This window comes from Nostoc sp. C110 (assembly GCF_043099725.1).
Classification (GTDB): domain Bacteria; phylum Cyanobacteriota; class Cyanobacteriia; order Cyanobacteriales; family Nostocaceae; genus Nostoc; species Nostoc muscorum_A.
This window is the reverse complement of sequence record NZ_CP171148.1, coordinates 7,014,752-7,039,024: the sequence shown is the minus strand read 5'-3', so window position 1 is coordinate 7,039,024 and position 24,273 is coordinate 7,014,752. Positions and strand designations below refer to the sequence as shown.

Genomic DNA, 24,273 nt, shown 5'->3' with positions numbered 1-24,273 from the left:
TGATCTAAGGAATCATCGCTACCTTAATTACTTGTCGCGCCTTCATCTCACAAAACACCTGTTCTAAATCTTTTAATGGCCGCTGTTCACTAATAAGTAACTCAAAGGGTATTTTGCGACTAGCGATTAGTGCCAACGCCTCCCGCACATATTCTGGTGTATTGTGAAACACACCTTTGATTGTCAGTTCGCTGTAGTGTAGCTGTTCTGTATTGACGGTAATGCTGGTATCTCGTGGACATCCACCGAATAAGTTAACTGTTGCACCAGGACGGGCGCAGGCGATCGCAGTTTCCCAAACACTTGGTACACCTGTGGCTTCAATCACTACATCTGCGCCCCGTCCTTGGGTAAGTTCTTTCACCAAATTGGGAATATCCGGGATTTGATGATAATTAAAAGTCTGGGTTGCACCCAATTTCTGACCAATTTCTAGCCGGTGGTGATTACCTCCCCATAGCAACACCTCAGCTTTCTCACTCAACGCCGCCACAAACATCAGCCCAATCGCCCCATCTCCTAAGACGACTACTTGATCTTTGGGCTTGATATTAGAACGGGCTACACCATGCAAAACACAAGCTAACGGTTCCGTCATCGCTGCTAATTCCCACGGCAACTCATCGGGAATCTGCAATAAATTATGCTCTACTATAGGTGCAGGAATTTTCAAGTATTCCGCAAAAGTCCCGTTATTCCAGGTCAGATTCGGGCATAAAGAATACTCTTGGCGTTGACAAAAAAAGCACTTCATGCAGGGGGCAGAATTATTAGCAACGATGCGATCGCCCACTTGCCAATTTGTAACGCCTGCACCCAAGGCAACAATTCGCCCAGCAGCTTCATGACCAAATAGCGTCGGCGGTTTCAACATCTTGGGATGACCACCACGCCGCCAAACCTTCAAATCTGTACCACAAGTTGTTGCTGCCCCCACTTGGATCACAACTTCGCCAGCCGCCGGAGTGGGGTCAGAAACTTGCTCTAACCGTAAATCTTCTTGCCCATAAAGTAACGCTGCTAACAAAGCTTTAAACCTATCAATTAGCTCCATCCGATTTTACCAGTTGAAGCTAATTTATAGGTCTAAACAAATCAGTATTGATTTCTAGTCAAGTTTTATCTATTTAAAAATTGCAAGAACTAGGTATTTACCACTGGCTGAGGAACAACTCCGGTGTTCCGGGTATCCACATTAGGTAAGCGAATAACAGTTAATAACGGTACTTCTTGTCGGCACGACAGGCAAAACCAATATAGTTCACCATGACGAGCATGACGCAGGAGGGAACCACCGCAACATGGGCAAGTGTTGGCTCTCGTACTCATACCAATGTCCTCCTTAAAAAAATTTGTTGTTTAAACTCAGCAAGAAAAAGCAGTTGATTAAAAATGTATTTTCGTAGCATGAATGCGACCATTCGATTCTATGCGGTCTTTAATAATTTGTCTGTAAATAGCTTCATATCCGTTAACCATTTGGTTAACACTAAAGTTGCTTTCTACATGTTTTCGACAGGTTTGACGATTGAGTTCCAAAGCTAGGGGAATCATTGCCGTCATTTCTGCATAGCTTTTGCAGATAAAGCCTGTTTTACCGTGGGAAATCACTTCAGGTACTGAGCCGAAATTCATGGCAATTACTGGTGTACCAGTTGCCATTGATTCAGTCATCACTAATCCAAAAGGTTCTTGCCAGTTAATGGGAAAAAGAGTTATGGCAGCATTGCCCAGAAGTTCAGTTTTTTCGGCGTGGTTAATTTCGCCAAGATATTCAATTTGCTGACCATCAATGTGGGGGGCAATCTCTTGTTCAAAAAACTTAGAGTCGCCGACATCAACCTTTCCTGCCATCTTCAAGCGCCAACCACTCTTCTTTGCAATAGCGATCGCATGGTGTGGCCCTTTTTCTGGCGAAAAACGACCTAAAAATGCCAAATATGGAGGTTCTGACGGTTGGGCTACGAAAGGATAATCTGCTAGCTCAATTCCGTTATAAACAGTGCCAACATAATTTAGATCGACTTGACGCTGCGAGTTACTAATGCTGATGTATGGTTGCTTTTGGTAGTAGCTAAATGCGTGCCGGGTGTCGTTGGTAAAATTATTGTGCAGGGTATGCACTGTAGAAGTTGCTGTTATGAAACTCGCTAAAGGTAATGCCGAAATCCCTACATGAGAATGGATAAGATCGAATTCTTTAGCACGCTGGTAAACTTGGCTCAGTTCTAGCATTTCGTACACTGCATACTCTTTAACATTCGGGTCTAAGCGCAATGCACGCGGATAAACTGCTTCTAAATGAGCCAAAGTTTGAGAATCGCCAGAGGCAAATAATGTTACCTCATGACCGCGACGAACAAGTTCATCAGTCAAGCGACTCACTACCAGTTCTATTCCTCCATAACTAGGAGGTGGAACCCTTTCCCATAAGGGGGCAACTTGAGCGATTTTCATAAGTTTTTTTGGTTCAGTCTATGAAATTGTCCTCAATATAATGAGTTGCATCATTATTGTATGAGAACAAAGCATTTGTACTTACTATTTTGACATTTAAATTAACCTAACAGGCTACCAAAAGCGCAATACCGATTAACCGTCCCGCAAATTTTCTGTCTACAAATATAAAGGACTATTCGGCAAAAGTCAGCCCTGAGTTACATTTCTAACGTATAACTAATCAATTAGTTGTTGCATCTGTCTTGGGGATCATAATGAAGTAGAATATTTTGTAGCAGAACTTACAAAATTGAATATTTGGTAGCTGACAATACTAAAATATTCAATGGGATCAAATGATTAAAGGTTTGTTTAAACGTAATTGGGAAATGGAAAAGAAATTATAAATATTAAGTAATTGTACAATAATTACACAATTTGTAATTATTAAGTTTCAAAAAATTCTGATAACTAATGAAAATCGCTACTTGGAACGTCAACTCAATTCGCACTCGCCTCGAACAGGTTACTGATTGGTTAACTAACAATCCCGTTGATGTTCTCTGCTTACAAGAAACCAAAGTTGCGGATGCTGAGTTTCCGCGATCGCCTTTTGAGCAGCTGGGCTATAACCTTTATATATCAGGACAAAAATCTTATAATGGCGTAGCCCTGATTAGCCGCCAGCCACTTTTAAACGTAAGTAGCGGGTTTAGGGCGATTTTGCCAGATTTACATCACGAATGGGATGAGCAAAAACGGGTCATTACAGGTGTAATTGATGGTGTTCGGATTGTTAACTTATACGTTCCCAACGGTGCAGCAGTAGGAACTGAGAAATATGAATACAAACTGCGCTGGTTAACAGCGCTACACGAGTATTTGCGAGTGCTTGCGCTGTCAGAACCTGCAATTTGTGTGTGCGGTGACTTCAACATCGCCCTAGAAGACAAGGATATTCACGAACAAGTGAGTACAGAAAATCACATTATGGCAACAGAAACCGAGCGTCAAGCCTTGCGCGAGATTCTGCAACTAGGGTTTGCCGATGCTTTTCGCAAATTCACCACAGAAGGCGGAAATTATAGCTGGTGGGATTATCGCGCCGCCGCCTTCCGTCGCAACTTAGGTTGGCGGATTGACCATCACTATCTCACACCCGTGCTGTATGAACGTGCTACAAGTTGTATTATTGATGCCGAACCCAGAAAATTAACCCAACCCAGCGACCATACGCCGGTGATTGTGGAATTTTGAATTTGGGAATTGGGCATGGGGAAGAGGACAAGGGGACAAGGAGAATTGGGGACAAGGGGAAAGACTTGTTTCAAGTTCTCACCTCTTGTCCCCTTGTCCCCTGCTCCCCTGCCCCCTGCTCCATTCCCCATTTCCTATCAATTTAAGGGTTTATATATATCCTCAGAACTGGGATTGAGATAAGGGCGCTGCAAATCTATTAGGTGTCGCGCAAAGTGTTGGTCAATAACCCCCATCCGTTCCTCCATTGCATTCTTACCTTTCTGCCAAGCTTCCAACAAAGCATTAGCGACAATTTGGCAACGGTTCATCCCAAAACTTTCTTGTGCGGCAAATTTTTGGGTTGGTTCTTCAGCTAAACCTAAACCTGGGGCTAAAAATTTGGTAAACAAGGGGATTTCGGGCTGGAAATGGGATTGATTTTCTACATAAACAGCCTGAAGGATTGTGCGGATTGCTGGATAGTCGGGGAGTTCAAAGTAGAGTAGCCCCGAATCATAGCGTCCGTATGCAGAAGGGTTGTGGAGAACCTGAAAGCTAAAGGGAATGGAGGCTGCATTCAATTGTAGTGTCAGACTTTCCATGAGAGCGATCGCACCAGATGGCGTAAAGTTAAAGTAAATTCGCCCTGCTCCCAAATCAGCATCGGGGTTGCTTTGCTGTTCCTGTCCGACATTACTAACTGCCAAGTAAGAGCCATTTTGTAATCGATTTTTGGGCATCCAGATTGCTACCATGTCACCCACTTTGGTAGATTTTTTGCTGGATTTGAGATGGCAGTCTGGCTCAACATAAAGTGTTAAACCGCCTTTAGTCACAGCCATAGTCCCATCAGGTTCTTTTCGCAATACCTGCCATTGAGGGTCAAAGTAACCTATGCCGTGATTACTGGCGTGTAGATGCTCGTAAAAGTTCCAATCGATTTCTAAGATGGAATTATCTGCTAAATTATGCTTTGATGGGCAATTACTACTATCGGTATTGACCGCTAAAGTACTTTGTAGAGAGCCATTGTAATAGATCCCATAAAGAAAGTTCCGCAGCAGTAGAGTTAGATATTTCTGTTGTAAATCTACAGAATTTTGCTGAAATCTATCGGCTACTTTAGTCGGCAGAGCAAAGGGTTGATAATTGGGATGATAAATACAAAAATTTGGTTCAATCTGAATATTCTTAGCAATATCGAATAGAGAATTTAGCGGTTGATTGATAGAGTAATTTAGCATTAATCCATTTAGAATTCAAACTTTAAAACAGAATTCAGGAGTCAGGAGTCAGGAGTCAGAATTTATAATTGTTCTGCTCCCTGCTATTAACAACCACGAAGCCGAGTTTTTTCGTAATAAAGACGAAGTAGCTGTGGCTCTTTTACAGGCTGAGGAAGTTTATGAACTGTCCCTACAGAATTAAGGATTTCTGACTCTGATATTCCGAAAATAGTTAGTACACCTTGCTGCGGCATAGTGAGTAAACTTTTAGCCACTTGCAGCATACAAATATCAGTATTATTAAAAGATTTGCGGCAGGTAATCATATCCTGAATTTGATGAATTAGTGCCAGTCCTGCAAACTGGATAACGCGCACAATAAAGTCACTGCGGTATTCCAATATCATTGGGAAAGCATTTAGATAACCCCTAATGAGGGCAATAATTGAAGGTTGTAAACTCTGCAACGGTGTCAAAGCCAGATGTAGAGATTCTTGTAACTCAATGGTGGGATCTACGACGAGGCTATTTAGCCAAATTCGTAAATAGCTTGCTAGTAAAGTCCCTAAATCAAAAGCTGGATCTCCCCAAGAACAAGCTTCCCAATTAATTAGTCTTACTAGGCAATTGTCTAGTTTTTCCCACCTGGAATGAACCAAGATGTTGTTCAATTTCAGGTCGTTGTGAGTCAAGCAGCAAGGATTCCAGTCATACGCCAAATCTGCGATCGCAGATTCCAAACTCTCCGATTGCTGGTAGAGTAGATAAAATTTCAGCGCATCCGTGGGAACCGTCCCAAAAATCTCCGGGCCAATTGACTCTACCCCTTGCGCCGGATTGTAAAAGCCATAGCGAAACTCTCCTTGGGGAGCAGTTGCCATAAAATCCCGATATTCTCGGCGGTTGTAGGTTGCGCGATGGAGTCCTGCTAAAGTAGTGCCGATCGCAGTGGCAATTTCTTGTGGAAAAATATCATTGTTGTGGTATAATGTCGCAAGTTCCCGATATTCACTTGAGTAGTTGCGGACAAGGATAGAATTTTCTTCGTCGAAATGAACTACCAACGGTGCAATCGGGGAAATATTGCCGAGAACTGGAAACTGTTGGAGCAACTGATGAAATAGCCACTCCTGAAACAATTCATGAGGAGCGCCGTCATTGCTTTTAACGTTACGTTCTTGTTTAATGAGCAGTTTACGATTATCTGCTAGAGTCACGAGTAAATCGAAACTGTTCTTACTACTTCCTGGCAACTCAGATTTATCTGATGCGTCATCTTCTGAGCTACACAGCCCCGCTTCTTGCAGATACTGGATAACGTTATGAGAAGACAGTGATAATACCATGTATTATTTCCTACTTCATTAAATTACTTTAACTTATCTGTGTCGGTATTTGCTTGTACTTAGCAGTTTTCGGTAGATAGTGAATAACAATAAAGATTTGTACAATCTACTAATATCCCATTTTTCCGATAAAAACCTGCCAAAATGGTACAAAATCCTTTACGATTGCTTTAAAATTCACTCCTAGATACGGTGACATCTTTACACTTTATCAGCACAGTTACTTAGATACATCTAGAGCAGGTTTTGTGGTAGAGCCTTTTGATGTAGCAGCATCTCCAGCAAAAAACTGATTGGCGGCAGATGTTATTTGATGCTCAGTATTCATCCTGAAAGCAGCAAAGAATTTCAGTAATCCTTCGCAGTAGGAAGCATGACATTCAACGCTATTATTTTTATTTATCATCCCAAAGCCAAAAAAACCGGAATTTTTAGGCAATTAGTAATTATTTTTTTCTTTAATTTTCAGAATTGATGCCTATAAGCCTTGTTATTACGTCATTTGTCTTACTTACGTATTGTAAATGGCTATAGGCGATCGCAGACAACGGTTACATGAGTGCATCTTATGGAAATGTACTTTTGTCAAGGATGTTGAGCGAATAAGAAACCTCTACAAGTACTCGTGAGTTAGGCAAAAGACCACTTGCCGCTTATGACCGAGGCTACGGCAACGCCAAATTCGTCCAAACTCAACGTCCAAGCTACCAAAACAAAACTCTGACAATGCACAACGACCATTGCGAGATGGTGTTAAATTGCCACTCCATAATTTTGAACGAGATTGGATAGATGATAGGTATAAAGTGGAAGCTTTATTCCGTATTTTTTGTGGTTTGTACTCTTGTGACAGTTGTGGTTGGCAAAAGAGCTTAATGTTTTCACTATATCTATCGGTTAACCCCTAATTAAGCTGTTGTGAATTGTTCGATTTCCTGGCAGGTGTAACCATTTGCTCTTTGAGCAGATAATTATATACGTCCGCTTTCATGACCGGAACTGCAATGATACTGTTGCATAAATACTAGAAAATAGCGAAGAATTCTACAAAAAGCAAAGACAAACTTTTGAAGAACTCTAGGTAGAATACATAAGCCTCACCTTTTTCCTCAAAATCATGGGCAATATTTTTGGTCATTTATTTCGCATTAGTACTTTTGGCGAGTCTCACGGCGGCGGTGTGGGAGTTGTGATTGATGGTTGTCCTCCCCAACTAGAAATTTCGGCAGAAGAAATTCAGGTAGAACTAGATAGAAGGCGGCCGGGACAAAGTAAAATTACGACTCCTCGCAAAGAAGCTGATACCTGCGAGATTCTGTCAGGAGTATTTGAAGGCAAAACGCTGGGAACGCCCATAACAATTTTGGTACGTAATCAAGATACTCGTCCCCAAGATTACGACGAGATGGCACAGAAGTATCGGCCTTCTCATGCTGATGCAACCTATGATGCAAAATATGGCATTCGCAATTGGCAAGGTGGGGGTAGGTCGTCAGCGCGTGAGACAATCGGGAGAGTAGCGGCCGGTGCGATCGCTAAAAAAATTCTTCGTCAAGTTGCCAATGTCGAAATTATTGCTTACGTTAAGCGCATCAAAGACTTGGAAGGTGTAGTTGATCCAAATACTGTCACCTTAGAGCAAGTAGAAAGCAATATCGTTCGCTGTCCCGATGCTGAATGTGGCGATCGCATGATTGAATTAATTGAGCAAATAGGTAGACAAGGTGATTCGATCGGCGGTGTCGTAGAATGTGTGGCGCGAAATGTACCGAAAGGTTTGGGCGAACCAGTATTTGATAAATTAGAAGCTGATATCGCTAAGGGTGTCATGTCTCTCCCTGCTAGCAAAGGCTTTGAAATTGGTTCCGGTTTTGCGGGAACGCTACTAACGGGAATTGAGCATAATGACGAATTTTATATCGATCAAAATGGGGAAATCCGTACAGTAACAAACCGTTCTGGCGGTATTCAAGGCGGGATTTCTAACGGCGAAAATATCATTTTGCGAGTTGCATTTAAGCCGACAGCAACAATTAGAAAAGAGCAGAAGACTGTAACTCGTGAGGGCGAAGAAACCCTATTAGCAGCAAAAGGAAGACACGATCCTTGTGTATTACCGCGTGCAGTGCCAATGGTTGAGGCAATGGTGGCGTTGGTACTATGTGACCATTTGTTACGGCATCATGGTCAGTGCAAAGTCTTGTAGTCTCTTGTAGTCTATATATCGACTTAGGAGAGACGCGATGAATCGCGTCTGTACAAGAGTTGGAAGTACGAGGGAATAATTAATTCCCAATTCCCAATTCCCAATTCCCAATTCCCATTTCTAATTCCAATCCTGTTCGTCTTTTTTACCGCGACTTTTGTAAATACCGCCCAAATCGTGAATTTTGCGAGTTTTCTCAAAAAGCTCAGTTTCGGTCAAACCCCACTGCTGCAAGACTTTATTTAGGTCTTTTTGGATGTCTCTTGCGCCTGGAAAGCCTTGATAACGCATTCGTAGCCTAGCTAATTCTGCTAAGTTATAGTCTGTCGCCTCTTGAGCGAGTAAGATATCAATAAGGGGGCGATCGCGATTATAAAGAGGGTGCTGTTGGTCTTTACCAACCGTTGGTTCAATCATCGTCAATCCTGAGTGTTGTTAGCGGATAGTTAGGGTTTAGCCCGTTCTGAGTCCTGAGTTCTAAGTTTAGCTGAGAGCAGAGGAGCAGAAAAGGCAAAAAAAATCATCTTCTCCACGGTAAAACTAATTGTAAAATTGAGAACTCCTTACTTACTCCTAACCTCTAACTCCCAACTCTTAAATCCTCTTAGACGGCTAGTACACCTGATGTCTTACGGCTCTCACCACTGCCACTTAACTTTAAATAAAGTTACATTAGTCCTTAAGAAAATACAAAAAACTTTAGATGAGGGTGAATTTTATCTCACCCAAAGTCCAAGCAGCGAGGGAGCAAGAACCCATTATGTTTGAACACTTCACTTCCGAAGCCATTAGAGTAATTATGCTAGCTCAGGAAGAAGCACGTCGCCTGGGACACAATTTCGTAGGAACTGAACAAATTCTCCTGGGTTTGATGGGAGAAGGAACTGGGGTTGCTGCTAAAGTGCTGGCCGAATTAGGCGTTACCCTCAAAGACGCACGTCGTGAGGTAGAAAAAATTATTGGTAGGGGTTCTGGCTTTGTACCACCAGAAATTCCTTTCACTCCCAAGGTGAAAAGCCTCTTCGAGCAATCTTTTAAAGAAGCTCATAGTCTGGGACAGAATTACATCAACACAGAACACTTACTCTTAGGATTAACTGAGGCTGGTGAAGGTGTCGCCGCCAAAGTCCTGCAAAATCTAGGAGTTGACTTCAAGAGTGTCCGTAGTGCCATAGTTCGCCGTTTGGGTGAAAATGCACCTGCTTTCGCTGGTAGTGGTAATCAAAAGCGCACCCAACCGCTAACGATGGAAGAATATGGCAGAAATTTGACCAAATTAGCGCAAGAAGGCAGACTCGACCCTGTAGTTGGTCGTGAGAAGGAAATTGAGCGAGCTATCCAAATTCTCGGTCGTCGCACTAAGAATAATCCCGTGTTGATTGGAGAACCAGGAGTTGGTAAAACTGCGATCGCAGAAGGTCTAGCTCAACGAATTATCAACCAAGATGTTCCTGAAACCTTACAGGATAAGCAAGTTATCAGCCTCGACATGGGGTCATTGGTAGCTGGAACCCGCTTCCGTGGCGATTTTGAAGAACGCATCAAAAAAGTCGTGGAAGAAGTTCGCACTGTCGGCAACATCATTCTGGTAATTGACGAAATTCACACCTTGGTTGGCGCTGGTGGTACAGAAGGTGGTTTGGATGCAGCCAACATCCTCAAGCCTGCCTTAGCACGCGGTGAACTCCAGTGCATCGGCGCAACTACCCTTGATGAGTATCGGAAGCACATCGAGCGCGATGCAGCACTAGAGCGTCGTTTCCAACCAATTATGGTTGGTGAACCCTCGGTAGAAGAAACCGTACAAATTCTTTACGGCTTGCGCGGCGCTTATGAACAGCACCACAAAGTCACAATTTTGGATTCGGCACTTGTCGCCGCCGCAGAATTATCAGACCGCTATATTAGCGATCGCTTCTTGCCAGATAAGGCAATAGACTTAATTGATGAAGCTGGTTCTCGCGTCCGTCTGCGGAACTCCCAAAGTTCTCCCAATAAAGAACTCAAGCGTGAACTCGCTGGCGTTACCAAAGAAAAAGAAGCAGCAGTCAGAGTCCAAGATTTTGACAAAGCTGTAACCCTACGCGACCAAGAATTAAAACTCGCAGAACAACTGCAAGCAACATTTACACCAAACGAGCAACCTGTCAACTGCACCGTCGTTGACGAAGAAGACATTGCTCAAATCGTTGCCTCTTGGACTGGCGTACCAGTCAACAAACTGACTGAATCTGAGTCAGAGTTGCTTCTGCACCTAGAAGACACTCTGCATCAACGCCTCATCGGTCAAGAACAAGCAGTCTCGGCTGTATCTCGCGGTATCCGTCGCGCCCGTGTCGGCTTGAAAAATCCCAATCGTCCCATTGCTAGCTTTATCTTCTCTGGGCCTACCGGAGTCGGTAAAACAGAATTGGCGAAGGCACTAGCTTCCTACTTCTTCGGTGCGGAAGACTCAATGATTCGGCTAGATATGTCCGAATACATGGAAAGCCACACCGTCGCCAAGCTAATTGGTTCGCCTCCTGGTTATGTCGGATACGACGAAGGCGGACAACTTACAGAAGCCGTGCGGCGAAAACCTTACACAGTGTTGCTATTCGACGAAATCGAAAAAGCACACCCCGATGTATTCAATATGCTACTGCAAATCTTGGATGACGGTCATCTTACCGATGCCAAAGGTCGGAAAGTAGACTTCAAGAACACGCTGATCATTTTGACTTCCAACATCGGTTCCAAGGTAATTGAAAAAGGTGGTAGTGGTTTAGGCTTTGACTTCGACACTCAAGCCGATGCTAGTTATAACCGTATCCGCACCTTGGTAAATGAGGAATTGAAAGCTTACTTCCGTCCTGAGTTCCTAAACCGTCTTGATGAAATTATCGTCTTCACCCAGCTTTCTAGGGATGAAGTGAAGCAAATTGCTGAAATTATGCTTCGTGAAGTTTCTAAACGCTTGACAGAAAAGGGAATTATTCTTGAAGTTAGCGATCGCTTCAAAGAACTTGTAGTACAAGAAGGCTATAACCCCAGCTATGGTGCTAGACCATTACGCCGGGCAATTATGCGCCTTTTAGAAGATTCTCTCGCTGAAGCAATGCTGTCTGGTCAAATTACAGATGGAGACACAGCACTTATCGATGTTGATGATGACTCTCAGGTGAGAGTACAAAAATTAGAAAAACGAGAATTGCTCTTGGCAAATGTTGGCTAATTTTATACCCGATCGCTTTTTGCTGTAATATTTGAGAAATAATTAGCCTCTCATCTAAGTAGAGGCGATCGCAGGGTCATCTCCGACAAACATAAAGTGAAATGGTATTATTTCTCACCCCTAGTAGATATACTGGGGGCTTTTTTTATGCAATTTGCTTGGAAGTGGGCAATACCCACTTACCCACAGATGTTTATAATGAGTTTAGGATATAGCAGCATAGCAGCAATATGATTGAAAATCAGGACTTCCAAATAGTTAAAGATAGTGTCAAAACTGATGGCAAAGGACGATTAACCTTGGGTACTGTTGCCAAAGCAAAGAGCTACCGAGTGCTGATTAATGAGTTAGGACAAATTCTGCTAGATCCAATTGTAAACATTCCACAAAGAGAACTTTGGATATGGCAAAATTCTGTAGCTCGTAACTCATTAGAAGTTGGTATAAAACAAGCAAGTTCTGGTGAACTTCACGACTTAGGTTCATTTGCCCAGTATGCGGATCTAGAAATTGATGAATAGAGGATGTCACCAGAACACTAGCCCTGAAAACTGATTTCAAAACATAATCCTTGTCACAAGGGTTAATCTACCAAATTGAGCAATAGTGAATTTTAAGATAATATTTTCAAGCGAGGCTAGTACAGCACTAGCTAAACTACAACAAACTGACTCTAAGAAGTACCAAAAAGTTTTAAAAACGCTGGGTTTAATGGAAACAAACCTACGACACCCTAGTTTGAATACTCACAAATATGAATCTTTATCAGGGCCCAATGGAGAAGAAATTTTTGAAGCCTATGTAGAAAACAAAATATCTGCTGCTTTTCGAGTTTTTTGGTATTACGGATCTGAACAAGGAGTTATAACTATCCTGACTATTACACTTCATCCTTAATGACAGTGCTGCAACTTAGTCTTAGCGGTAAAATGGCATCTTATTTTTATAAATAACTCATTTCTATACTGATTCATCTGGCAACAATTCTGATGCTAATTCATTCTTAACTACATTCTCAGAATCACCAGATTTAGAAAAACCATCTGCTGCATCTTTGATAAAACCAGCTACAGGTACCGCGATTAGCAAACCTAAGACTCCACCGACATTGGTTCCTACAAGTAAAGCAATTAACACCCATATTGGTCTAAGCCCAGTAAATCTGCCTAAAAGCCGTGGTGCGATCGCCTGATCGATTAACTGGTCAATGACAAAAGCTACCGCAAAAATCTTCACTGCTAGCCAAAAGTCATGTGTGGCTATTATGAAAGTTATTACAACCACGCTGACGACATCGCCAAAGGGAATTAAGCTCAAAAGCCCGACTCCTAAACCAAAGAGTAAAGCAAACTGGACTTGAAAAGCTAAAAACATTAATGTTTCTGAAACTCCCATCAGCAAAGCCAAAGTTCCTTGCCCAATCAAGTAATTTTGAAAGTTTTGCTGAATAGACTGGCTTACTTGTTGGGCAAAATTACCTGGTAACTTCTTAAATATCCCCTCCCAAATTCTTGGGCCATCTAACAAGAGGTAAAAAGTTATTACTACTATGATTAATCCATCAGAAACACTATCAATCGCATCTACAATAATGCTTAAAAGTTTATCCGTAACGAACTCTAATTCATTAGGTAATTGGTCAGTTACTTGTGTTAATAGCTGACTTAAATTCACATTTAATTTGTGCTTAAAGAACCAATCATTTAAAATTTGAAGTTTTTCTTCGCTAGAATCAATCCATTGAGGAAGAACTTTCACCATCTCATTAAATTGCTCTAACACAATGGGAACTAAAGTGATACCCAGAGCAACGATAATTATCAATGCCGATATAAAAACTAATGATACTGCATAACCACGTTTCACTCCTTGCTTTTGGAGAATGGCAACAGGATAGTTTAAAACGAATGCAAGCAAAGTAGCTAAGACAAGAATTGTTACGACAGGTTGAAAATTTTTAACCAGCAAAAATGCTAGCCAACCATTGAGAAACACTAGGGGAAATAACAGCGTAAAAATTAACCATCTAAGTAGTTGATTGAGTGGAAAATTCATAATTAATTTAAAACTAAAATTATTCTAGTTACTAGATTTAACTGGTGAAATATACTCAATGGTAAGAAAATGAAAAAAATCTTCCAATTCCCCATTCCCAATTATTAACTTTCAGCAAAAGCTAAAAATTGCTCCTCATTTATTCGTCCTGCTTGATAAAGAGTATTGGTAATTTCTGAAATAGTTAAAACTGAATGGCTACGATAACCATTTTGCTGTAACCTATCTTTCACACCTTGTTCATGATCGATAAGTACCACAATATCATTAACATTTAATCCTGCTGATTCTAACTTTCCTGCGCCTTCCATAACACTTTTGCCACTGATGAGAATATCGTCAACTACCACAACTGTTTCACCAGGATGAAAGTGACCCTCAATAACTCTGCGCGTTCCGTGGGCCTTTACCTCTTTACGGGGGAAAATCATTGGACAATGAAGGCGTAAAGCTAAACCAGTCGCGGTAGGCAAAGAACCATACGGAATACCTGCTAACCTATCAAAATTGAGATTCTTCAAAATATCCTCATAAGCAGTGAGAACTTGATTAAAAACTTGAGGATTAGAAATAATTTTGCGTAAGTCGATGTAATAAGGAAATATTGCTCCTGATGCTTGGACAAAGCTGCCAAACATAATACAGTCAATGTCATAAAGTTGTAAAATCAAATCCTGGTAGGGGTGCTGATTTAGGAAACAAACATCAGGAAACCACACAGAACATGTAGAATTTTCGTGAATAATTTCAGTTTTTATTTGATTAATTTCTGTGCGTAAAGACTCGACTTCCTCAGATAATTGTGTGTTTCCCAACATATCTTGAGGAACAGGAATCAGCAAACCATCACCGTTAGCATTCAACCCTGCTTCTAAAATTTGTCTGAGGTTTCCACCCTTCGCCCAGATGCTACGCGCCATAATAATCCGTTCAGGCGCGATCGCTCTAATCTGTGCTAAAACTTCAGCATTTGTAGTTCCCACTTCCAAACCCAATTGTTCTGGAGTTCCCCAGGTTTTTGATTCTTTTACCACCTGTAAATAAAGGGGTGACTCGTTTGTGGGATATTGCTGTAAGGCTTCTGCACCTGGATTAGAAGTACAACATAAGATAAATACCGCTTTTTCAGGATAGACCAAAAAAGGTGCTACATGATCTTGTCCTGTATAGGGACTAAGAGTGATTGCATCCACCTGCCATTCTGTAAACACAGTTTGGGCAAAAATGGTACTAGTATTTAAGTCACCGTGTTTGGCATCTAAAATTACTGGGATATGCGCTGGAATCGCTGCTAAAGTTTTGTACAGCAGTTCTAAACCGGGAATACCTAACGCTTCGTAGAAGCCAAGTGTCGGTTTATAAGCACAAACGTAATCAGCAGTTTCCGCAATAATGAATTGTAACCACTTTTCCAAACCAGCGATGAGTTCTTCAGATTCATAACGCACAGGCATCATCTCTGGATTTGGATCAAGTCCTACAAATAGTAAGCTTTGATTTTGCAAGATACTACGATTCAATTTATCAAAAAAGTTCATTTTTTTTAAAGAGTCATTAGTCATTTGTCATTGGTCATTAGTCATTTGTCATTTGTCATTTGTCATTGGTCATTGGTCATTTGTCATTATTATTACCTGTGTCTCTCTATCTGCATGACCATAGTTTTTTTAGTAAGTTGGCGCGAAAAAACAAAAGTATGTTGCGAAACGTAAATAGGCTTAAAACCTTTACTAATGACCAATGACAAAGGACAAATGACAAACTAAAACATTGATTCTGTTAATTCAGTACCACCAGCTTTTTGCCCTAATTGATAGTGAATCACTGCAAATAAGATAACCATCGGTACTGAGGCAAAGTGAACAATTCGCAATGCTTGCCAATTGCCAAACAAATCCACAATCCAGGGAAATTGAGCAGGTTTATACATTCCTATTCCTGTAAATAAGGCCAGCAGCAAGATCGGAATAATTGCTGTATACGCAATCCGATGCCAAGCATAAATTAGGCGCTTGGAATTGTGACTTTTTTGTAATGCTTTGAAGTCATTTGCACCGACAAACCGATGTCGCCAGCGCCGGGTAATTAAAACGTAAATTCCATACCACAAGAGATTGAGCGAGAATAGCCACATTGCTGCGAAATGCCAGTGTCTACCTCCTGCAAGCCAACCTCCTAACGTAAATATCGGAGGAATGTGCAAACCTGCACGTCCACCAAAAACAGGGTTGGCGTTGTAAATTTGTAGTCCACTGGTGAGCATGATAAATAGGCTAATGATGTTACACCAGTGGAAAATTTTGGCTGCGATCGCTTGAGTCGGTCGCTTTCGAGTTTGAGAGGGGGTCAAAGTCATAGATTTTGACTGATAAAATTTGCTGTTTATCTGTCCTAAAAATTGGGCATGGGGCACTGGGAATTGGGCACAGGAAGAATTAACCAAGCATAAGCGTCTGTCTTGAGTAAATAGCCCTGCAAAGTTGGGGGTGGTATTGCTTACCCTTATTTTCTCATTTTATGATTCAGTATTTTGGCAAAGATGTTCGTTACTGTTTTAAATGTCAGTCTAGGCGTGACTAGTGTTGTTCCGAAAAAAAATACTGGGGCGTGTCATCAATTCAAGCAGATCACAGAAGCAGATAAATAAATCGCACCCAAACATAGTCAGCTTATGTTACAAGTACAGCCTGCTGCTTGAAATCATATTTAAGCGAACGTTTGCATAGCGTATAAGTTGTATAGTTTGTACTAAATATTTTTATTTTTAAGTATTTTAATGCTATTGATATAGGACTCATATTTGATTTTTGAAATATACGTAGGGTGCGTTAAGCTACGCGATAACACACCCTACGCATACTTAGATTTTTTCAAAAATCAAATCGGATTCCTATACTAAAAATAAAAATATTTATTTCCAAAAAAATAGATCCAACGTTTTGAGAATAACTAGATAAAAAATCTGTCTTTGGAAATATATCTTTTGGAATTATTTATTTTTAAATAACAACTGAAGTAATATATATGCCGATAAATAAACATTTGAACTAAATTTAATGATATAGATATTCTTGTATGATACTTACAATCAAGTTTAGCGATAAACACCAATAAATAAGATAAAAAATGCCTAGACTCGTAGGACAGCGCTCTAATACTGGAGCTAATATCACCGTTTTCATTATCCTGGTCGCCATCTTTGGGGTACTTCTCGAATACTTTGGCATGATTGATATCGTTCCCGGTTTTGGCCGAGAAGGACGATATTTTCAGATAAAAGGTCAGGCAACCAATGAACAAGTAATTGAACAACCAAATTAATAAGAATCCGAAGGATAGATAAATGCGTAAAGGTAGTGATGTTATCGATAAAGTGGTCGTTGCCTACGACACAGGTAAGAAAATTGTACGAATTATAGACTTAATCTTTGATCAGAAACACAATCAACTTTTGGGTTTTTTAGTTGCAGAAAAGGGACTGTTTAGAGACGCAAAAGTGATTCCTTTGGAAGAAGTGCAAGCGATTGGGTTGGATGCGATCGTAGTTAACTCGAAAAAATCTGTTGTTAAGGCACATCGTGTCCCTGCAATTAAAGAGATTCTGCACCAAAATATTGTGCTGAGAAAAAAGAGAATTCTGACTACTGAGGGACTTGACCTCGGTGGATTGGTCGATTTGTTCTTCGATGAGCATAGTGGACTGGTGGAAGGATACGAAGTTTCTGGCGGTGTATTTGCCGATGCTTACTCGGGGCGATCGTTCGTTCCTGCTCGTGAAGCCCTGAAAATTGGTTATGATGTTGCCTTTGTACCTCCAGAAACCTCTCAAATGATGGAAGAACAGGTGGGTGGTATCCGAGGAGTTGTTCAGGCAACTGGAGATAGATTACAGGAATCGGCTGAGACTACCAATAGCAGACTGCAAACAGCAGCTCAAACCGTGAATCAGCAGCTGCAAAGCTCGGTAGAGAGTGTGAACCGTGGGCTACAGGAAGCGAGCCAGAATGTAGGTGAACAATTACAAGCTGCAACTGATGCTACTAGCAGCAAACTGCAAGACCTCAATCGAGATGCAACTGCTTCCCTAACAAACAATTTGGTTGATCCTGCCGAGCAAAAGGTATATGTGATTGGCAAGCATGTTGAGCGGAATGTGCTGACTCCAGACGGCAATGTACTGCTACTACAGGGGCAGGAAGTGACGCTAGTCGATGCAGAAGCGGCTGATCGCATGAACATTCTGGATGAACTTTATCGAGCTACGGGTGGTAGCCTGACTGTCAATATCAGCCGCAATTTGCAAGCAGCAACAGAATCTACTAGCAATCGAATTGGGAGCCTAACTCACAATAGCGCCGCTAATCTGCGTCACTCGGTTGATTCACTGGTAGGACATGTGGCGATCCAGCAGGCAAGAGGGCGTAGAGTCGTACAAACAGTGCGTACCAACGATGGCTTAATTATTGCGGCATCTGGGCAAATTGTGACGGAATCCCTTCTAGATCGGGCCCAGACTTACGGTAAAGAAGCAGAATTGCTGAACGCTGTCGGTCTGACTCTGGCAACCGCAGTCGGTTCTACCGCAAGTGACAGATGGTTAGAAAACAAAGTTCAACTGCGCGACGGGGCAAGTATTGCTCAAGAGAATCTCAACACTTTTTGGCAAGCCTTGAAAGCGAAGGCAGAAAACTTACAAGGACGCGGCACACGGGCAATGAAGAAGCAACGGATTGAACAAGCTCTGGGTCGTCCAGTTACCCGTGTCATTCTTGACCCAGAAGACAACGTGATTCTGAATGTAGGTGAATTGATTACACATCGCGCTGTTAGTCAAGCTGAAGAAAGTGGAGTTCTGAATATCTTACTGAGTTCGGTCTATACCAAGGAGCCAGAAATCTCTGATAAGGAGTTACGTGCTTCAGAATATGGAATGGCAGCCTTGGCGCATCATGGTAATGGGATAAAATGAGCAACCGATTCTGTTGCAATACAGTTCGGTTAAGACAAGAGACGCGATAAATCGCGTCTTTGTGATCTAGAATATTCATCAAAAAACCTTAACCGAACCGTATTTGGCGTGTTGGCAAGGCTCGTATTCATGAATTTATTATTACCTAAAAGCTGGCATGTTTTCTAATCGCGGCATAGTGCCTTGCTGTTGTATTCATTTCAATTATCAACTCTGTGCCTTGACCTAATTTAGAATTACACTTAATTTTACCTTGATGTTTTTCAACGATAATTTCTCGACTAATTGATAGTCCCAGTCCCTTACCTTTACCTACTGGCTTGGTGGTAAAAAATGGTTCAAACATCTGTCTTTGAATATGGGGAAGTATGCCTTGACCATTGTCAGAAATGCGAATTATAACTTTGTGTTTTTTTCCTATTTGTTTGTTATTTGACCAAATATCATTACTATTGACTAATGACAAATGACTTCTAACAATTTCTGTATGAATAAAGATTTTGGGAGTAAAGGAATAATCATATTTCATCCTTTCTTCTAAGGCATCAATGGCATTAGTTAAAATGTTCATGAATACCTGATTTAAATCGCCGGGGTAACACTCGACTAAGGGCAGTTCCCCAAACTCTCTAATTACTTCAATCCTGTCTCTGTCAGGCTTTTCTTTGAGCCGATGTTGTAAAATTCTCAGAACACTATCAAGTCCTTCGTGCAGGTCAACCTTTTTCATTTGGCCTTCGTCAGAGGTTGAAAAATTCCGCAAGGCAAAAACAATTTCTTTAACGCGCTCTGAGCCGGCTCGCATTGACCACAGTAATTTTAAAAAGTCTGTCTTCACGAAACTAAGGTCGAGGCATTGCAGATGTAAGGCTATGACTGGGGTAGGTTTGGGATAGTAATGTTGGTAAAGTTCAATGATTCTGATTAAATCTTCAGCGTATTGACTCGCAGGATGGAGATTGCCGTAGATGAAGCTAACAGGGTTGTTAATTTCGTTAGCCATATCCGCCACCAGTTGACCGAGGTTAGCCATTTTCTGGTTCTGCAATAACTGCCTTTGGGTATATTTGAGTTCTTCGAGGGTAGTTTCTAGCTGCTGTGATTTTTCTTTAACTTGGTCTTCGGTAGATTGGTGTTGGGCAATTTCTCTTTGCAGTTGTTCAAGTAGTTGGTATTGTTGAGTAGCGATCGCTTTATCCTGACTAATATCCTTGTGTGTACCCGCCATTCGCACTGGTTTGCCGGATTCATCCCACTGAAATACTTTGCCACAAGCCAAAATCCATTTCCATTCGCCGGATTTAGTTAACATTCGCAATTCCACTTCAAACACAGGCGTGCATCCTTGGAGATAATCGTGCAACACCTGGCGAATTCTCGGTAAATCTTGTGGATGTACAAGTCGTTCAAAGGATTTATGCTCATGAGCGATTTCGTCTAATCCATACCCCAGAATGCCCTTCCACTGGGGATCGTAATAGGTTTTATTGGTTATGAGATTCCAATCCCACAACCCCAAGCCACTGGCGATTAATGCCATTTGTAAGGCGGCTTGTGAGCATTGACAAAGATCTAAATCTTCTGGAGATAAGTCTTTTGATTCTGGGAAACTCTGCGAATCTTGTACTGAAAGTGGAGCTTCCGGTTTATGGGTAGCGGGTTCTTCGATATGCATAGCTGCTGGTACGGTGAGGAAGATATCCTGTAGCTCTCTCTCTACGCTGTCTTAGCACCCTGACGATCTATTTTAGATAAATCGTCTACTTGGTTGATTAGGCTGTAACTTCGGTTAGAAATATATCAGCCGATATCATCAATTTGGATGGAATTTAGAAAAAGGTAAACGGACGAATGTAACCTCTGTTGCGATCGCCGCAGCCATTTTTTAGAAAAAATAGCTACATTGTGTGCATCTACATTCTAAGATATGTCTAAAAAAAGTAGTTCAAATCAAATATAATCACTTAAAAACTCGAAAAATTTTGTAAAAAAAATTCTATGATTGAGTCACGTCAAATGTTTCAGGATACAAAAATATTGTCAAGCCTTGTTTGTAGCTTTTTTAGGAAAGGGCTGGCTGCTATTCATACAAGGTAGACTACATTGATTTCCAAAACATAATGGTGTGATAAAATTCATGCTGAATTGGAGCCGATGAGTAATGACTATAGATGAAGTAGTATTGCTAATAAAAGCCAGTCAAGCAACGGGTTTAACAACGCTCCAAGAGATTATATTGCGTTCTTCATGGGAAGGAAAAACTTACACGAATATTGCCTGTGAAGCTCACTACGGCGAGGAACGTGTGAGGAAAATTGCTGCTCATTTATGGCAAGTAATGAGTGATTTTTGTAAAGAACCGATAAATAAATCTAACTTCCGCCAGACTGTAGAAAATCACCGTCTTAGCAAAGCGCATCAGCAATTAATTAATGAATTCAACAAAGCAGCTACGGCTATATCTTTAGAATTTCCTAGTGGCCCAGTATCCCTTAATTCCAGATTCTACATACCTCGCCCGCCAATTGAGGAAATTGCCTACGCAGAAATAGCTAAACCTGGCTGTCTCATCTGCATCCAAGCACCTAAGAAGATGGGGAAAAGCTCTCTGATTTTACAGTTGCTTGCACGCGCTAACAATCAAGGCTTTCGCACCGTGACGTTAGATTTTCAGCAAGCAGATAAAGTAATATTTACCAGTTTGGATAAATTTTTGCGCTGGTTCTGTGCTAATCTCAGCCGAGAGTTACAGTTAGAACCAAAACTCAATGATTATTGGGATGAAGATATGGGTAGCAAAGTAAGTTGCTCTATCTATTTTCAACATTATTTACTGTCTGCGCTGGAAACTCCCCTTGTGTTGGTATTGAATGAGGTGGATTGGGTATTTGAATATGAGGAAATTGCTGGAGAATTGTTACCGTTAGTGCGATCGTGGTATGAACGAGCCAAAGGGATAGAAATTTGGCAAAAACTGCGCCTGATTCTGGTTTATTCAACGGAAATTCTTGTTCCCATAAAACTGACTCAATCACCATTTAATATTGGTTTGCCGATTAAGTTACCTCCCTTTACAAAAGAGCAGGTGCAGGATTTAGCACTACGTCACGGCTTGGATTGGACAAATAGCAAAGTCGAGAGTTTGATGGCACTTGTGGGAGGATATCCTTATTTGGTGCGATTAGCTTTTTATCACCTGGTGGGTAAAGGGGGACTAGAACGGGATTTAGAAAAGCTATTGCAAGAAGCACCCACAGAAGCAGGAATTTATCACGAATATTTAAAGCAATATGTGTTAGCACTACGAGATGAATCAGCATTGCAAGATGCTTTTTATGAAGTAATTAACGCTACAAATTATGTGAAAGTAGAGCCAGTATTGGCATATAAATTACAAAGTATGGGGCTAATTAATTTAGAAGGCGATCGCAGTACTCCTGCTTGTGAATTATATCGTTTATATTTCCGACAATATTTGAAGACAAGCGAGCATTTCAATAACGGCTGTTTTAACTGTGAGTTTAAGCATGGCTAGCGTTATTTCTGCGAGAGTAAATTCAGGAGTGCAAAGCTACAGCAACTCCGTGATGGAAAATAGCCGTTGTCGGTCTATTTTCTGGAGCTTGATTTTTTCGGTGTAGAAAGCTTGATAATAAGATTGATAACGCTCTGGTTCGGCTTCTGGATCGGTTTGTTGCCATAGTTCCAAAAAGTGGCGATAGCGTTTTTCCAGCATAACCAAGTCCATGCAAGCGATCGCAGCTTGAACTACTTGCGGAGTCCGAAGTATTTCTTTTTGGTTTTTTTCATTCACATGAAATAAATGGGAAATTAACCCCATCTCGCTGCTAAATTCTAAAAAATGGTCTTGCAAGCGGGAAATTAAATCTGGTTGAGACGCAAAATTTCTCGTCTCTCCATCACCGGATGAGATTTCTAAAATCTGTTGCCATAAAAATCGGTGGTGAGAAAGGCTAAATTGCAAATCTCGCTCTTCTAGTTCGGCAATAATCGCTTGACGTTGTTCAGGACAATGCAAGTAAATTCGCAGTAATAAGGCTTCTGCGTGTTCTAAAAGACTACGTTCTGTAGGAAGTGGGGATTGAGAAACTTTACTACTTCCCCATGCTTGCTTCGCTGATACAGGTTTAGTGTATGCAGCCGCAGTCGGAGCAATTTGAGTTAGCAGATTTTCGACTCGCAGGGGTATAAGTCTGGTATCTCCCAAACTGAGTATTTCTGCACAGTAGGAAACGTAATAATTTCGTGTATCGCTGTTAGCTATATTTTTAAGTAATTTGACTAATTGCTGAGTTACTTGCTGAAAATCAGTAGCCTGTTTCAAGTCTCGGTTTTGAATAATTTGCTGAATCTGCCAATCTAACCAAAGTGGCGCATTTTTTAGCAGTTCTCCATAGTCTTCTGGAGTGTGGCTATGCAAATATTCATCAGCATCTTTACCATCGGCTAAATTCAGAATTTTTAGCTGAACTTCGCCTTTATATGCTAGTTCGGCAATTTCACCGATCGCACGTTCGGCGGCATTGGTTCCGGCTTTATCAGCATCAAAGTTGAGTACTAATTGCTTCGATTCGGTATAGCGTAAAATTAACCGGACTTGTTCTAAGCTTAAGGCTGTACCGAGGGAAGCAACGGCGTTATTAATCCCAGCAGCGTGGAGAGCGATCGCATCAAAATACCCCTCTACCACCACCGCTTGATCGAGTTGGGAAATCCCACCCTTGGCTTGATCGAGGGCAAATAATGTTTTACCTTTACTAAAAAGTTCCGTTTCTGGTGAATTCAGATATTTCGGTTGTTCATCCGTGAGAGTTCTGCCACCAAAGGCAATGACGCGCCCTTGAACATCGCGGATGGGAATCATTAAGCGATCGCGAAATACATCATAATAACCGCCTCCTTCCTTGCGCGGCTTAATCAATCCCGCTTTTTCTAGGATCTGCGCTGGGTAATGTTTATCTTCCACTAGATAACGATGGAGAGTTTCCCAACCTGCGGGGGCATAACCTAAACCAAATTGCTGTATAGTTTCTTCTTTGAGTTGGCGGTTAGATTGCAAATATTGAAGCGCCTTTTGTCCTTGGGATTGTCTCAGGGCGTGTTGATAAAATTGGGCGGACATTGCTAGAACTTCATACAACTGCTCACGCAAAGATAGCTGACGCTGCAATTCTTGACGTTGTTCAGGTTCGAGGGTTTGTACAGGTACTTGGTAACGCCGTGCTAAATCCAGCACCACATCGGCAAAAGAACGCTTTCCCAACTCCATGACAAACTTGATGGCATTTCCTCCAGCTTGACAGCCAAAGCAATAGTACATTTGCTTAGTCTGGCTGACGGTGAAACTAGGAGATTTCTCGTCATGGAAGGGGCACAAACCGACAAAATCCTTTCCACGTTTGCGTAAAACTACGTATTCCGAGACGACATCTACAATATCGGCCCGTAGTTTAACTTCCTCAATTGTATCTGGGTGCAAGCGGGGAATTTGCATTCTAGTCTATTTGTTAAGTCATGAGTTGGTAGTTAACACTGCGGTGGGTTTACCAACTGATAGC

20 protein-coding genes are annotated in these 24,273 nt (G+C 41.5%); 8 read left to right on the top strand and 12 right to left on the bottom strand.

The window, feature by feature from the left end; genetic code table 11:
• Positions 1-4 precede the first annotated feature (4 nt).
• The 3 genes from ACFFRD_RS35160 to ACFFRD_RS35150 all read right to left on the bottom strand — a co-directional run bounded on the left by ACFFRD_RS35160 (position 5) and on the right by ACFFRD_RS35150 (position 2,457).
• Positions 5-1,027: a zinc-binding dehydrogenase gene (locus ACFFRD_RS35160; RefSeq protein WP_392483245.1), complete on the bottom strand. Its 1,023-nt coding sequence runs from the start codon at positions 1,025-1,027 to the stop codon at positions 5-7.
• Positions 1,028-1,143: 116 nt separating this feature from the next.
• Positions 1,144-1,329, bottom strand: a complete 186-nt coding sequence (locus ACFFRD_RS35155) for a hypothetical protein (protein ID WP_083782393.1) — start codon at positions 1,327-1,329, stop codon at positions 1,144-1,146.
• Between the two features lie 57 nt (positions 1,330-1,386).
• Entirely contained in the window at positions 1,387-2,457 is a 1,071-nt protein-coding gene (locus tag ACFFRD_RS35150; RefSeq protein WP_392480549.1) for a glycosyltransferase family 4 protein, read from the bottom strand.
• 456 nt (positions 2,458-2,913) lie between these two features.
• Between ACFFRD_RS35150 and xth the strand changes: the two genes are divergently transcribed.
• Positions 2,914-3,696, top strand: coding sequence for an exodeoxyribonuclease III (gene xth / locus ACFFRD_RS35145; RefSeq protein ID WP_114081333.1), 783 nt, complete (start codon positions 2,914-2,916; stop codon positions 3,694-3,696).
• 137 nt (positions 3,697-3,833) lie between these two features.
• On the opposite strand, the gene ACFFRD_RS35140 is transcribed toward xth, so the two are convergent.
• From ACFFRD_RS35140 to ACFFRD_RS35130, 3 genes are all read right to left on the bottom strand, one after another.
• Complete coding sequence (locus tag ACFFRD_RS35140) at positions 3,834-4,922, bottom strand: T3SS effector HopA1 family protein (protein ID WP_392480546.1); 1,089 nt, start codon at positions 4,920-4,922, stop codon at positions 3,834-3,836.
• 86 nt (positions 4,923-5,008) lie between these two features.
• Positions 5,009-6,250 carry a phosphotransferase family protein gene (locus ACFFRD_RS35135; RefSeq protein ID WP_392480545.1) on the bottom strand — a complete coding sequence of 414 codons (1,242 nt, stop codon included), beginning with the start codon at positions 6,248-6,250 and terminating at the stop codon, positions 5,009-5,011.
• Positions 6,251-6,470: 220 nt separating this feature from the next.
• Positions 6,471-6,689, bottom strand: a complete 219-nt coding sequence (locus ACFFRD_RS35130; RefSeq protein WP_392480543.1) for a hypothetical protein — start codon at positions 6,687-6,689, stop codon at positions 6,471-6,473.
• Positions 6,690-7,367: 678 nt separating this feature from the next.
• Here ACFFRD_RS35130 and aroC point away from each other — a divergent pair.
• Positions 7,368-8,456, top strand: coding sequence for a chorismate synthase (aroC, locus tag ACFFRD_RS35125; protein ID WP_163936638.1), 1,089 nt, complete (start codon positions 7,368-7,370; stop codon positions 8,454-8,456).
• A gap of 120 nt (positions 8,457-8,576) precedes the next feature.
• Here the strand turns inward: aroC and ACFFRD_RS35120 are convergent, their stop codons facing one another.
• The gene (locus ACFFRD_RS35120) at positions 8,577-8,873 is read right to left on the bottom strand and encodes a DUF3288 family protein (RefSeq protein ID WP_114081327.1); all 297 of its coding nucleotides are present in this window, start codon (positions 8,871-8,873) and stop codon (positions 8,577-8,579) included.
• A 343-nt stretch (positions 8,874-9,216) separates the two neighbouring features.
• Here ACFFRD_RS35120 and ACFFRD_RS35115 point away from each other — a divergent pair, with 343 nt between their 5' ends.
• The 3 genes from ACFFRD_RS35115 to ACFFRD_RS35105 all read left to right on the top strand — a co-directional run bounded on the left by ACFFRD_RS35115 (position 9,217) and on the right by ACFFRD_RS35105 (position 12,567).
• Entirely contained in the window at positions 9,217-11,670 is a 2,454-nt protein-coding gene (locus tag ACFFRD_RS35115) for an ATP-dependent Clp protease ATP-binding subunit (RefSeq protein ID WP_114081386.1), read from the top strand.
• Between the two features lie 230 nt (positions 11,671-11,900).
• Positions 11,901-12,191 (top strand): hypothetical protein, encoded by a 291-nt coding sequence (locus ACFFRD_RS35110; RefSeq protein ID WP_392480541.1) that lies wholly within the window; start codon positions 11,901-11,903, stop codon positions 12,189-12,191.
• An 85-nt stretch (positions 12,192-12,276) separates the two neighbouring features.
• Positions 12,277-12,567 (top strand): hypothetical protein, encoded by a 291-nt coding sequence (locus ACFFRD_RS35105; protein ID WP_163933718.1) that lies wholly within the window; start codon positions 12,277-12,279, stop codon positions 12,565-12,567.
• Positions 12,568-12,630: 63 nt separating this feature from the next.
• Here the strand turns inward: ACFFRD_RS35105 and ACFFRD_RS35100 are convergent, their stop codons facing one another.
• From ACFFRD_RS35100 to ACFFRD_RS35090, 3 genes are all read right to left on the bottom strand, one after another.
• Entirely contained in the window at positions 12,631-13,725 is a 1,095-nt protein-coding gene (locus ACFFRD_RS35100) for an AI-2E family transporter (protein ID WP_392480539.1), read from the bottom strand.
• 104 nt (positions 13,726-13,829) lie between these two features.
• Positions 13,830-15,263: a bifunctional orotidine-5'-phosphate decarboxylase/orotate phosphoribosyltransferase gene (locus ACFFRD_RS35095; protein WP_392483244.1), complete on the bottom strand. Its 1,434-nt coding sequence runs from the start codon at positions 15,261-15,263 to the stop codon at positions 13,830-13,832.
• Between the two features lie 224 nt (positions 15,264-15,487).
• The gene (locus ACFFRD_RS35090) at positions 15,488-16,081 is read right to left on the bottom strand and encodes a cytochrome b/b6 domain-containing protein (protein WP_163933724.1); all 594 of its coding nucleotides are present in this window, start codon (positions 16,079-16,081) and stop codon (positions 15,488-15,490) included.
• A gap of 770 nt (positions 16,082-16,851) precedes the next feature.
• Here ACFFRD_RS35090 and ACFFRD_RS35085 point away from each other — a divergent pair.
• Both ACFFRD_RS35085 and ACFFRD_RS35080 read left to right on the top strand, forming a co-directional pair.
• Positions 16,852-17,046, top strand: coding sequence for a hypothetical protein (locus ACFFRD_RS35085; protein WP_392480537.1), 195 nt, complete (start codon positions 16,852-16,854; stop codon positions 17,044-17,046).
• Between the two features lie 22 nt (positions 17,047-17,068).
• Positions 17,069-18,694 (top strand): PRC-barrel domain-containing protein, encoded by a 1,626-nt coding sequence (locus ACFFRD_RS35080; protein ID WP_392480535.1) that lies wholly within the window; start codon positions 17,069-17,071, stop codon positions 18,692-18,694.
• A gap of 145 nt (positions 18,695-18,839) precedes the next feature.
• Here the strand turns inward: ACFFRD_RS35080 and ACFFRD_RS35075 are convergent, their stop codons facing one another.
• Entirely contained in the window at positions 18,840-20,369 is a 1,530-nt protein-coding gene (locus ACFFRD_RS35075) for a PAS domain-containing protein (protein ID WP_392480534.1), read from the bottom strand.
• Between the two features lie 486 nt (positions 20,370-20,855).
• Here ACFFRD_RS35075 and ACFFRD_RS35070 point away from each other — a divergent pair, with 486 nt between their 5' ends.
• A complete protein-coding gene (locus tag ACFFRD_RS35070; RefSeq protein ID WP_392480532.1) occupies positions 20,856-22,229 on the top strand; it encodes an AAA-like domain-containing protein in 1,374 nt (457 codons plus the stop codon).
• Between the two features lie 36 nt (positions 22,230-22,265).
• On the opposite strand, the gene dnaG is transcribed toward ACFFRD_RS35070, so the two are convergent.
• A complete protein-coding gene (gene dnaG / locus ACFFRD_RS35065; RefSeq protein WP_392480530.1) occupies positions 22,266-24,209 on the bottom strand; it encodes a DNA primase in 1,944 nt (647 codons plus the stop codon).
• Between the last annotated feature and the right edge of the window lie 64 nt (positions 24,210-24,273).